An 11,637-nucleotide genomic window follows, 5' to 3' on the forward strand; every position below is an offset into this window, starting at 1 on the left:
GAGCGCCCAGCCGGGCCCTACCCGACGGTCGCCCGTCGTGGGCGCCTCCAACGGGGCCGACTCCCGGGCCTCGGCCGGGGTCGACACCGAGCACGACCTGGCCGCCCGGGCCGCCGGGAACGCGCCTCAGCCCTTCTTGAGGGTGACGTCCTGCTGCTGGACGGCGTGGAACGAGGGCAGCGGCAGGCCGCCCTGGGGGCGCAGTTCCATGATCGTGGCCTCGACATGGGCCGCACCGGTCTTCAGCTTCTCCGAGGTCACCTTGCCGGTGTTCTCCCAGTGGTGCTTGGCGCCGTCGCACACGGCCATGGTGCCGCCGATGCCGTGGCGGTAGTTCGGCGAGTCCTGGCTGACCGACGAGCTGACGAACACCGGGCCCGTGGCGTCGGTGCAGGTGTAGGTACCGGAGAGGGTGACCGTGCCGTCGTCGGCAAGACGGCCGGTGGGATCGACGGTCACGGACTCTGATGGGGCGGCGGGGGCGGCGGTCGCGGGGGCGGCGGCAGCGCAGAGCAGGGCTGCGGAGCCGAGGGCCGCGGAGAGGGCGGGGCGTAGGGACATGACATCCTTCCCAGGTCGTGGGGTGGGGCATGCCCTGGATACCGGGCGCCCGGCCCGGGAAGCGTGACCGTCACTCCTTCGGTGGCGCGTCCCGCCACGCCGAAGACGCCGGTCGCGTCGCGGACGTGCGGCGGTCGTCGTGGGAGCGTCCGGGAGTTGTCCGTGTGTTGTCACAGGTCGCGGCAGGAGGTTCCGCGGCGTTCACGACGGGAGCATGGTCTGGTCATGCCGGTCGGCGACCGTGCCGGAGGCAGACCCGTGGAGGTGCGCCATGTGTTCCCACCAGTTCCCGAGCGCGACGGCCGACCGCGGCCTCCCGCACATCGTCGCCGCCCACCCCGAGCAGGGCTGGACCCTGTTGTGCGACGGGGCGATCGTCTTCGACGACACGGGCGAGCTGCACCCCGACGGCAGCGTGACCGAGCCGCACCGCGGCCCGGCCGGCCGGCTCGCCGTCGCCGCCTGAACCCGGCGCGGACGGGGCCCGCATCGCTCATCGGCGGCGCCGCGGAGGCCCCGCAGGCCCCCTCCCCCGGCCCCTTCGACACGCCTCCCGGAATCCTGACTCACATTCAGGCGCGTACCTGAGGTGACCAGCAGCGATGCCGGGGACCTAAAATGATCAACGTGTCCGAGCAACACGCCCCGAGGTCCCTCATCGTCACGCTCTACGGCGCGTACGGTCGCTTCCTGCCCGGCCCGGTGCCCGTCGCCGAGCTGATCCGGCTGCTGGCCGCCGTCGGCGTGGACGCGCCCTCCGTACGGTCGTCGGTGTCCCGGCTGAAACGCCGCGGTCTGCTGGCCCCGGCCCGCACCGCACAGGGCGCCGCCGGCTATGAACTCTCCGCCGAGGCCCGCCAGTTGCTGGACGACGGCGACCGCCGGGTGTACGCGGCGGCGCCGCCGGAGGACGCGGGCTGGGTGCTCGCGGTGTTCTCGGTGCCCGAGTCGGAACGGCAGAAGCGGCACGTGCTGCGGTCCCGGCTCGCCGGACTCGGCTTCGGCACGGCCGCCCCCGGGGTGTGGATCGCCCCGGCCCGGCTGTTCGAGGAGACCCGGCACACCCTGCACCGGCTCGGCCTCGATCCGTACGTGGACTTCTTCCGCGGCGACCATCTCGGGTTCGCGCCCACCACCGAGGCGGTCGCCCGTTGGTGGGATCTGACAGCGATCGCCAAGGCCCACGAGCAGTTCCTCGACGACCACGAGCCGGTGCTGCGCGACTGGGAGCACCGGACGGACACCCCGCCCGAGGACGCCTACCACGACTATCTCCTCGCCCTGGACTCCTGGCGCCATCTGCCGTACACCGACCCCGGACTGCCGACGAGCCTGCTGCCCGCCGACTGGCCGGGCACCCGTTCGGCCGCCGTCTTCCGGGCGTTGCACCAGCGGCTGCGGGACCCGGGCGGCGCCTTCGCCGGCCTGTGAACGGACCGGTGAGCAGATCGCCGATTGTGAAATGTTCATTGCACGGCCCCGTGACCTCTTGCGTACCAAGAGTCACTCAGCTAAACCTCAGCTTCCTTAACCACTCCTCTCAGACTTCTTACCTACTCTTCGACGGGTCGTACGCGAGTTTGAGTAGGTAGGGAAGAGGTCTGTTGCGCATGACCACCACGCCAAGGGCTCAGGGGGCCACGGTCTGGCTGACGGGGTTGCCGAGCGCGGGCAAGACGACGATCGCCCGGCTCCTGGGCGATCGGCTCAAAGCCCAGGGACACCGCGTGGAGGTCCTCGACGGCGACGAGATACGCCGCTTCCTCTCGGCCGGCCTCGGCTTCTCCCGGGCGGACCGCAACACCAACGTGCAGCGCATCGGGCTGGTCTCCGAGGTACTGGCCCGCAACGGCGTGCTCTCCGTCGTCCCGGTCATCGCCCCCTACGCCGACAGCCGCGAGGCGGTCCGCAACCGGCACGAGAAGAGCGGCACGCCGTACCTGGAGGTGCATGTCGCGACCCCGGTCGAGGTGTGCAGCGAGCGGGACGTGAAGGGCCTGTACGCCAGGCAGGCCGCGGGCGAGATGACCGGGCTGACCGGTGTCGACGACCCGTACGAGCCGCCCGCCGACCCGGCGCTGGTGCTGCTCACCCAGAACCAGACCCCGCAGGAGTCGGCGGACGCGGTGCACGCGCTGCTGGTGGAGCGGGGGCTGGCATGAGCACCTTCACCCTGTCCCACCTGGACGCGCTGGAGTCCGAGGCGGTCCACATCTTCCGCGAGGTGGCGGGCGAGTTCGAACGGCCGGTGATCCTGTTCTCCGGCGGCAAGGACTCCATCGTCATGCTGCATCTGGCGCTCAAGGCGTTCGCGCCCGCGCCGGTCCCCTTCTCCCTGCTGCACGTGGACACCGGACACAACTTCTCCGAGGTCCTTGAGTACCGGGACCGTGTGGTGGCCGCACATGGGCTGCGCCTCCATGTGGCCTCCGTACAGGACTACATCGACCGGGGTGTGCTCAAGGAGCGCCTGGACGGCACCCGTAACCCGCTGCAGACGCTACCGCTGACGGAGAAGATCCAGAGCGAGAAGTTCGACGCGGTGTTCGGCGGCGGCCGCCGGGACGAGGAGAAGGCCCGCGCCAAGGAGCGGGTGTTCTCGCTGCGGGACGAGTTCTCGCAGTGGGACCCACGCCGCCAGCGCCCCGAGCTGTGGAACCTCTACAACGGGCGGCACGCCCCCGGCGAGCACGTCCGGGTCTTCCCGCTCTCCAACTGGACCGAGCTGGACGTCTGGCAGTACATCGCCCGCGAGGGCATCGAGCTGCCGCAGATCTACTTCGCGCACGAGCGCGAGGTGTTCCGGCGGGGCGGGATGTGGCTGACGGCGGGTGAGTGGGGCGGCCCCCGCGAGAACGAGACCGTCGAGAAGCGCCGGGTGCGCTACCGGACCGTCGGCGACATGTCCTGCACGGGCGCGGTGGACTCCGACGCCGACGGCATCGAGAAGGTGATCGCCGAGATCGCCGCCTCGCGGCTCACCGAGCGCGGCGCCACCCGGGCCGACGACAAGCTCTCCGAGGCCGCGATGGAAGACCGCAAGCGCGAGGGGTACTTCTAGGCATGACCAGCACGAGCACCGGCATGGCCGGCCCGACCATCGACACCCTGCGTTTCGCGACCGCCGGCTCGGTCGACGACGGCAAGTCCACCCTCGTCGGACGGCTGCTGCACGACTCCAAGTCGGTCCTCACCGACCAGCTGGAAGCCGTGGAGCAGGCCTCGCTCAGCCGCGGCAAGGACGCCCCCGACCTGGCCCTCCTCACCGACGGGCTGCGCGCCGAGCGCGAGCAGGGCATCACCATCGACGTGGCCTACCGCTACTTCGCCACCCCGAAGCGCCGGTTCATCCTGGCCGACACCCCGGGGCATGTGCAGTACACCCGGAACATGGTCACCGGCGCCTCCACCGCCGAGCTGGCGATCATCCTGGTCGACGCCCGCAACGGGGTCCTCGAGCAGACCCGCCGGCACGCGGCCGTGGCCGCCCTGCTCCGGGTCCCGCATGTCGTCCTCGCGGTCAACAAGATGGACCTGGTCGGCTACGAGCGGGCCGAGTTCGAGCGGATCGTCGCCGACTTCACCGCGCAGACCGCCGAGCTGGGCCTTCCGGAGGTCACCGCGATCCCGGTCTCCGCGCTGGTCGGCGACAACGTCGTCGACCGGTCCGCGGTCATGGACTGGTACGGCGGCCCGGCCCTGCTGGAGTTCCTGGAGAGCGTCCCGGTCGCCGCGGACGCGGCCGACGCCCCGGCCCGGTTCCCGGTCCAGTATGTGATCCGGCACGGTGACATCCGTCACTACGCGGGCCAGCTGGTCTCCGGTTCGCTGCGGGTCGGCGACCGGGTCACCGTCCACCCGTCCGGGGAGACCTCCGAGATCGCCGCGATCGACGTGCTCGGCACCGCGGTCGGGGCCGCGCACGCCCCGCAGTCGGTCGGGGTGCGCCTGGCCGACCAGCGCGATGTGTCCCGCGGCGACATGATCACCGCCGGCCCTGAGGTGCCCGTGCTCACCCAGGACGTCACGGCGGCCGTGTGCCATCTGGCCGACCGGCCGCTCAGGGTCGGCGACCGGGTGCTGCTCAAGCACACCACCCGGACCGTCAAGGCGATCGTCCGGGAGCTGGCGGGCGCGGCCGAGCTCACCGCCAACGACCTGGGCCGGATCACCCTGCGCAGCGCCGAGCCGCTGCCGCTGGACGCGTACGCGGTCTCCCGGCGCACCGGCGCGTTCATCCTGATCGATCCGGCGGACGGCGCGACGCTGACCGCGGGAATGGTCGACTTCGTCTGATCCCCTCTTCGGTCGCAGAGCCCCCGGCGGGTGCCGGGGGCTCTGCGCGTTCGGGACGGTCACAAGGTCACGGCGTGTCAATAAGGCGGTAACAGAGCGGGCGGCCGTGAAAGACGGCCCGCCGGCCGGGGTAAGCAGCCTGTTGTCGGGACGAAGGTCCCGCCCGGGGCCCGCCGAAGGGCGTCGGGACGGGACCCGTACCATTCCTACAGTTGAAAGCAGGACAAGCAGTGATCGCCTGCTCCATGAACGGAATCGCCGTGTACGAACCACCTTCCGCCGCCGCCTCCTGGCGCATCGCGCTGCCGCACACCGTCGCGGCCGTGCCGGTCGCCCGTGCCCTGGTGCGTTCGGCGATGGAGAAGGCGGGCCACGCGGCCGACCCCGACACCGCCGAGCTGCTCACCGCGGAACTGGTCGCCAACGCCGTCGAGCACACCGCCGGCAAGGGGCCGATAGAGCTGGTCGTCGAGCTGATGCCGGGCGGCTGCAAGGTCGAGGTGCACGACCCGGACCCGGCGCCGCCCGGCCATCTCACCCGTCCGGTGATCGAGGAGCCCGATCCCATGGAGGAGGGCGGGCGGGGTCTGCTGCTGATCCGCGCCCTCAGCGCGTCCTGCGGGCACCGCCCCACCGAGTCCGGCAAGGCGGTGTGGTTCAGGCTTCCTGCAGTACCGCGTCAGTGGCGTCCGGCGTGATCACCTCGGCGCGCGCCAGCGTGGAGCGCCGGCGCCCGTAGCCGACGTAGACCAGCAGGCCCACCACCAGGAAGACGGCGAACTGGATCCAGGTCGTCCACCCGGTCTCGTAGATCAGATACAGGCAGAACCCGACGCCCAGCAGCGGCACGACCGGGTAGAGCGGCACCCGGAAGGTGCGGGCGAGGGCCGGTTCGCGGCGGCGCAGGGCGATCACCGCGATGTTCACCACGGCCATGATCGCGAGGGTGCCGATGGTGCACAGGTTCATCACCGCGTCCAGCGACGCGAAGGCCGCCGGCAGCGCGAAGACGACCGCGACGATGAGGGTGCCCGCGACCGGGGTGGCGGTCTTCGGGGAGACCTTCTCGAAGACGCGCGGGATCAGCCCGTCCCGGGACATGGACATGAGGATGCGGGTCTGGCCGTACATCACCGCGAGGACGACGGAGGCGATGGCGACGACCGCGCCGAAGGCGATCACACCGCCGCCGATCGTGGACCCGGTGACCTGGTTGACGACGTAGGAGAGGGCCGCGGGACGCCCCGCCACCTGGTCGCCGCCGATGGCACCGGTCGCGGCCAGCGCGACCGCGCAGTAGAGCAGCGTGACCACGCCCATGCAGACCAGGATCGCGACCGGGATGTCCCGGCGCGGGTTCTTGGCCTCCTCGCCGGCCGTGGTGATCGCGTCGAAGCCGATGTACGAGAAGAACGCGGCGGTGGTGCCCGCGCCGATGCCGCCGAGCCCGGCCGGGGAGAACGGCACCAGGTTGCCGTCCTTGAACGCGCTGAAGCCGATCACGCAGAAGGCGAGCAGGATGACGAGCTTCACGGCCGCCATCGCGGCGGTCGCCCGGGCGCTCTCCCGGACCCCGCGGACCAGCAGCACGGCGGCCATCGCGATGACGATCACGGCGGGCAGGTTCACGATCCCGCCGTCGCCGGGGCCCGCGGACAGGGCGTGCGGGAGCTGGAGGCCGGTGAGGCTGTGCAGCAGTTCGTTGACGTACTGGCTCCAGCCGACGGCGACGGCCGAGATGGAGATGCCGTACTCCAGGAGCAGGCACCAGCCGACCAGGAAGGCCGTGGACTCGCCGAGACCGGCGTAGGCGAAGGAGTACGACGACCCGGAGACCGGGATCGCGCCGCCCAGCTCGGCGAAGGAGAGGGCGGTGAAGACGCAGGTGACCGCGGCGAGGACGAACGAGATCACGACGGCCGGGCCGGCCTGGGCCACCGAGTCGGAGAGCCCGACGAAGATGCCGGTGCCGACGATCGCGCCGATGCCGAAGCAGATCAGCTGGAAGAGGCCCATGGTGCGGCGGAGGCCGTGGCCCGCGCGGTCGGCGCCGGATTCGGCGACCAGCAGGTGCGGGGACTTGATGCGGGGCATGCGGGTGGTGCTCGTTTCTGGTGGTGCGGGTGCGATCCGGGTCGGTCGCCGTGGCGGCCGCGGCAGGGGTGGCGCCGGGCCGCCGGACAGAATAAGGCCTGGTGAGAGCGGAGTGATACGGCGGCGGTCAGCCGAGCGTGGCCACCAGTACCGCCTTGATGGTGTGCATCCGGTTCTCGGCCTCGTCGAAGACGACCGAGTGCTCGGACTCGAACACCTCGTCGGTGACCTCCAGCTCGGTCAGTCCATGGCGCTCGTAGATCTCCCGGCCGACGTCGGTGCCCAGGTCGTGGAAGGCCGGGAGGCAGTGCAGGAACTTGACGTCGGCGTTGCCGCTGGCTCGCAGCACGTCCATGGTCACGGCGTAGGGGCCGAGCAGCGCGATCCGCTCGTCCCAGACCTCCTTGGGCTCGCCCATCGACACCCAGACGTCGGTGGCGATGAAGTCGGCGCCCCGCACGCCCTCCTTCACGTCCTCGGTGAGTGTGATCCGGGCGCCGGACGCGTCGGCGAGCCGCTGGGCCAGCTCGACGATCGTGTCGTCCGGCCACAGCAGCCGGGGCGCCACGATCCGCACGTCCATGCCGAGCAGGGCGCCGGTGACGAGGTAGGAGTTGCCCATGTTGTAGCGGGCGTCGCCGAGGTAGGCGAAGGCCATGCCGGTGAGCGGCTTGTCGCTGTGCTCGGTCATGGTGAGCACGTCGGCGAGCATCTGGGTGGGGTGCCACTCGTCGGTGAGCCCGTTGTAGACGGGCACCCCGGCGAACGCGGCCAGCTCCTCGACCACGCCCTGACTGTGCCCGCGGTACTCGATCGCGTCGAACATCCGGCCGAGGACCCGGGCGGTGTCCTTCACCGACTCCTTGTGCCCGATCTGCGAGCCCGCCGGGTCCAGGTACGTGGTGTGCGCGCCCTGGTCGGCGGCGGCGACCTCGAAGGCGCAGCGGGTGCGGGTGGAGGTCTTCTCGAAGACCAGCGCGATGTTCCTGCCGCGCAGGTACTGCGTCTCGGCCCCGGCCTTCTTGGCCGCCTTCAGCTCGGCGGCCAGCTCGACCAGCCCGCGGAACTCCTCCTGGGTGAAGTCCAGCTCCTTGAGGAAGTGGCGGCCGGTGAGGGCGGTCGGGACTGTCGCCATGGGGGCGCTCCAGCAGTAGAGATCGACGCGAGACTTTTGGAAGTCTATACGATGTTCCACATTTCTATACAGGCAGCTCCGGCTTCGGTCCTCCACGGCTCCGGTCTCACACGGCGTCCCGCTCCACCGGGCAGCTCATACAGCGCGGACCGCCCCGCCCCCGGCCCAGCTCGCTGCCCGGGATCTCGATCACCTCGATGCCCTGTTTGCGCAGATGGGTGTTGGTGGTGGAGTTGCGCTCGTAGGCGACGACCACACCGGGTTCGACGGCGAGGACGTTGCAGCCGTCGTCCCACTGCTCGCGCTCGGCCGCGTGCACGTCCTGGGTGGCGGTGAGGACCCGGATCTCGCTGAGGCCGAGGGCGGCGGCGATCGCGCGATGCATGTGCTCCGGCGGATGGTCGGTGACCTTGAGCTCCTTCTCGCCGGTGCCCGGTTCGATGGTGTACGAGCGGAGCATGCCGAGCCCGGCGTACTGGGTGAAGGTGTCGCCGTCGACCATCGTCATCACGGTGTCGAGGTGCATGAAGGCGCGCCGCTTCGGCATGTCCAGGGCCACGATCGTCTGCGCCGAGCCCGCCTCGAACAGCTTGTGCGCGAGCATCTCCACGGCCTGCGGGGTGGTGCGCTCGCTCATCCCGATCAGGACCGCGCCGCTGCCGATCACCAGGACGTCGCCGCCCTCGATGGTGGAGGGGTAGGCGGCCTGCCCCTCCGACCAGACGTGGAACGTTTCGCCACGGAAGAGCGGGTGGTGCCGGTAGATCGCCTCGAAGTGCACGGTCTCGCGCTGCCGGGCCGGCCAGCGCATGGCGTTGATGGAGACGCCGTCGTAGACCCAGGCGGAGGTGTCCCGGGTGAAGAGGTGGTTGGGGAGCGGCTCCAGGAGGAAGTCGTCGAGGTCCATGACGTGGAAGCGGACCGAGGTGGGCTCCGCGTGCCCGTCCAGGAACTCCCGCTTGGTCATGCCGCCGACCAGCGCCTCGGCCAGCTGGGACGCGGGCAGGTCCTCGAAGGCCGCGCGCAGGTGGCCGGTGGCGAGCGGGCCGTACTCCTTCTCGTCGAAGACCCGGTCCAGGACGAGGGTGCGAGCCGCCGGGATGGCCAGCGTCTCGGTGAGCAGGTCGCCGAAGAGATGGACGGCGACCCCGCGGTCCCGGAGCACGTCCGCGAAACCGTCGTGCTCGGCCCTGGCCCGGCGCACCCAGAGGAGGTCGTCGAAGAGAAGGGCGTCCTTGTTGCTGGGGGTGAGCCTTTTGAGCTCCAGATCCGGCCGGTGCAGGATGACGCGGCGCAGCCGCCCGGCTTCGGAGTCGACATGGAATCCCATGACTCCATCCTGACCATCGCGGACCGGGTTCACCCCCAGGTCGACCGTTTCTTGTTCTCGTCCCCTTGACGACAAGCGGAACGGGCGCGATTATTGTCATGCTGACTCTAAATCACGTGGGGGACTTCATGGCCGACATCACCCGGCGGCTGGGCCGGCGCCATCTGCGCGGAGCCCCGACGGCGCACATCAGACACCACCGGGGCGGCAGGCTGCTGCACGACGGGCCGGGCATCAGCTTCTGGTTCCGCGCGCTCACCGCGGCGATCTCCGAGATACCGGTCGACGACCGCGAACTGGCGATGACCTTCCACGCCCGTACGGCCGACTTCCAGGACGTGTCGGTGCAGGCGACGGTCACCTACCGCGTCGGCGACCCGGCGCTGGCGGCCGCCCGCCTCGACTTCTCGATCGACCCCGACACCGGAGTCTGGCGCGGCACCCCGCTGGAACAGCTGGGCACCCTGCTCACGGAGACGGCCCAGCAGCACGCGCTGGCCGTGCTGGCCCGCACCCCGCTGGCGGCGGCGCTGGTCGACGGGGTGACGGCGGTCCGGGAGCGGATCGCCGAGGGGCTGGGCACGGAGCCCCGACTTCCGGCCACCGGGATCGAGGTGGTGGCCGTGCGGGTGATGGCGCTGCGGCCGGAGCCGGAGGTGGAGCGGGCGCTGCGCACCCCGGCCCGCGAGCAGATCCAGCAGGAGGCCGACCGGGCCACCTACGAGCGGCGGGCGGTGGCCGTCGAGCGGGAGCGGGCGATCGCCGAGAACGAGCTGGCCAGCCAGATCGAACTGGCCCGCCGCGAGGAGCAGTTGGTCGAGCAGCGGGGCACCAACACGCGGCGCGAGGCGGAGGAGCACGCGGCGGCCGACGCGGTGCGCGCGGAGGCGGAGGCCGCGAGGTCGGTGAAGCTGGCGGAGGCGGAAGCCGCCAGGTCCGTGAAGCTGGCGGAGGCCGAGGCGGCCCGGGCGGTCACGCTCGCGCGGGCCGAGGCCGAGGGGGCCCGGGAGGTCGGCGAGGCCCGGGCCGCGGCGCAGGCGGCCTGGCTGCGGGTGCACGGCGAGGTGGACGTGGCCACGCTGCACGCCCTCACGGGCACGCGGCTCGCCGAGAACCTGCCGCGCATCGACAGCGTGACCGTGTCGCCGGACGTGCTGACGGGGTTGCTGGCGAAGCTGGGCTCGGCGGAGGGGGCGTGACCGCGGCCCGCAGGTCCCCGGCGGGGGACGGCACGGGGGGCGCGGCCGCCCGGAGGGCCGCTGACTCGGCGGCGCCCCGGCCCACCGTCCCGCTCGGGCGGCCCCCGGAGGCGGCGTCATGAGCCTCGCGCCCCGGGTGGTCCTCGTGCACCGCACCAGCGAGTACGACGAGTTGGTGGCCCACCACGGAACCCACGGGCAGGCGGCCTTCTTCCTCTCCTCCCGGGGGCGGGACATCGAGGAGGTCGCCGAGCGGCACCGCCGGACCGGGCGGGCCCTGGCCGAGGTGGCCGCGGCGATTCCGCTGGCCTGGCGCCAGGCCCGGGTCGAACGGGCCGACCTGGACCGCTTCCTGTTCGCGCCCGAGGACGTGGTCCTGGTGGTCGGCCAGGACGGGCTGGTGGCGAACGTCGCCAAGTACCTGGACGGCCAGCCGGTGATCGGCATCGACACCGACCCCGGCCGCAACCCCGGTGTGCTGGTACGGCACCGGCCGGAGCACACGGCCCTGCTGCTGGCCTCGTTCGAGGCCACCCGCGCCGACGAGCTGACGATGGTCGAGGCGGTGGCCGACGACACCCAGCGGCTCGTGGCGCTCAACGAGATCTATCTGGGAACCGCCGGTCATCAGACCGCCCGATACCGCCTGGGCCTCGAGGACGACGGGGGTGTCGTCGAGGCCCAGGCCTCCTCCGGGGTGCTGGTGGGCACCGGCACGGGGGCCACCGGCTGGCTGCGCTCGCTGTGGCAGGAGCGCGGCGCCCGGCTGGCGCTGCCCTCCCCGACCGAGGACCGCCTGCTGTGGTTCGTCCGGGAGGCCTGGCCCTCGCCGGCGACCGGGACCTCCCTGGTCGCCGGCGAGCTGACCGCGTCGGCGGCCCTGACCCTCACGGTCGAGTCGGACCGTCTGATCGTCTTCGGCGACGGCATCGAGACCGACGCCCTGGAGCTCACCTGGGGGCAGACGGTCCGGGTCGGAGCCTGCGCCCACCGGCTCCGGCTGGTCGGCTGACCCCGGCGCC

General features: G+C 71.7%; 12 protein-coding genes. 8 read left to right on the forward strand and 4 right to left on the reverse strand.

Translation table 11 applies throughout. The features are described from left to right. Positions 1-126: 126 nt before the first annotated feature. A complete protein-coding gene (locus ACGFZQ_RS23335; protein ID WP_393841909.1) occupies positions 127-561 on the reverse strand; it encodes a DUF6299 family protein in 435 nt (144 codons plus the stop codon). A gap of 271 nt (positions 562-832) precedes the next feature. Here ACGFZQ_RS23335 and ACGFZQ_RS23340 point away from each other — a divergent pair, with 271 nt between their 5' ends. The 6 genes from ACGFZQ_RS23340 (at position 833) to ACGFZQ_RS23365 (ending at position 5,555) form a co-directional block, all read left to right on the forward strand. Then, positions 833-1,027: a DUF5999 family protein gene (locus ACGFZQ_RS23340; RefSeq protein ID WP_351728883.1), complete on the forward strand. Its 195-nt coding sequence runs from the start codon at positions 833-835 to the stop codon at positions 1,025-1,027. Positions 1,028-1,179: 152 nt separating this feature from the next. Next, the gene (locus ACGFZQ_RS23345; protein WP_393841910.1) at positions 1,180-1,992 is read left to right on the forward strand and encodes a PaaX family transcriptional regulator C-terminal domain-containing protein; all 813 of its coding nucleotides are present in this window, start codon (positions 1,180-1,182) and stop codon (positions 1,990-1,992) included. A 179-nt stretch (positions 1,993-2,171) separates the two neighbouring features. Beyond that, positions 2,172-2,723, forward strand: a complete 552-nt coding sequence (gene cysC, locus ACGFZQ_RS23350; protein WP_351728877.1) for an adenylyl-sulfate kinase — start codon at positions 2,172-2,174, stop codon at positions 2,721-2,723. After that, positions 2,720-3,622, forward strand: coding sequence for a sulfate adenylyltransferase subunit CysD (gene cysD / locus ACGFZQ_RS23355; protein ID WP_393841911.1), 903 nt, complete (start codon positions 2,720-2,722; stop codon positions 3,620-3,622). The genes cysC and cysD overlap by 4 nt, the downstream gene beginning before the upstream one ends. Before the next feature lie 2 nt (positions 3,623-3,624). After that, on the forward strand, positions 3,625-4,857 hold the full coding sequence (locus ACGFZQ_RS23360) for a sulfate adenylyltransferase subunit 1 (protein WP_393841912.1): 1,233 nt from the start codon (positions 3,625-3,627) through the stop codon (positions 4,855-4,857). A gap of 245 nt (positions 4,858-5,102) precedes the next feature. Beyond that, entirely contained in the window at positions 5,103-5,555 is a 453-nt protein-coding gene (locus ACGFZQ_RS23365) for an ATP-binding protein (protein WP_393841913.1), read from the forward strand. On the opposite strand, the gene ACGFZQ_RS23370 is transcribed toward ACGFZQ_RS23365, so the two are convergent. The 3 genes from ACGFZQ_RS23370 to ACGFZQ_RS23380 form a co-directional block, all read right to left on the reverse strand. Then, positions 5,515-6,951 carry an amino acid permease gene (locus ACGFZQ_RS23370; RefSeq protein WP_393841914.1) on the reverse strand — a complete coding sequence of 479 codons (1,437 nt, stop codon included), beginning with the start codon at positions 6,949-6,951 and terminating at the stop codon, positions 5,515-5,517. The genes ACGFZQ_RS23365 and ACGFZQ_RS23370 overlap by 41 nt on opposite strands. 127 nt (positions 6,952-7,078) lie before the next feature. Next, positions 7,079-8,086, reverse strand: a complete 1,008-nt coding sequence (gene argF / locus ACGFZQ_RS23375) for an ornithine carbamoyltransferase (RefSeq protein ID WP_393841915.1) — start codon at positions 8,084-8,086, stop codon at positions 7,079-7,081. Positions 8,087-8,192: 106 nt separating this feature from the next. After that, positions 8,193-9,416 carry an arginine deiminase gene (locus ACGFZQ_RS23380; RefSeq protein WP_351728862.1) on the reverse strand — a complete coding sequence of 408 codons (1,224 nt, stop codon included), beginning with the start codon at positions 9,414-9,416 and terminating at the stop codon, positions 8,193-8,195. Between the two features lie 128 nt (positions 9,417-9,544). On the opposite strand from ACGFZQ_RS23380, the gene ACGFZQ_RS23385 reads away from it, so the two are divergent. Together ACGFZQ_RS23385 and ACGFZQ_RS23390 are read left to right on the forward strand one after the other, a co-directional pair. Further along, a complete protein-coding gene (locus ACGFZQ_RS23385; RefSeq protein WP_393842097.1) occupies positions 9,545-10,615 on the forward strand; it encodes an SPFH domain-containing protein in 1,071 nt (356 codons plus the stop codon). Positions 10,616-10,733: 118 nt separating this feature from the next. Continuing rightward, entirely contained in the window at positions 10,734-11,627 is an 894-nt protein-coding gene (locus ACGFZQ_RS23390) for a hypothetical protein (RefSeq protein ID WP_393841916.1), read from the forward strand. Positions 11,628-11,637: the final 10 nt, after the last annotated feature.

The sequence above is a fragment of the Streptomyces sp. NPDC048254 genome (genome assembly GCF_043201895.1).
Lineage (GTDB): Bacteria > Actinomycetota > Actinomycetes > Streptomycetales > Streptomycetaceae > Streptomyces.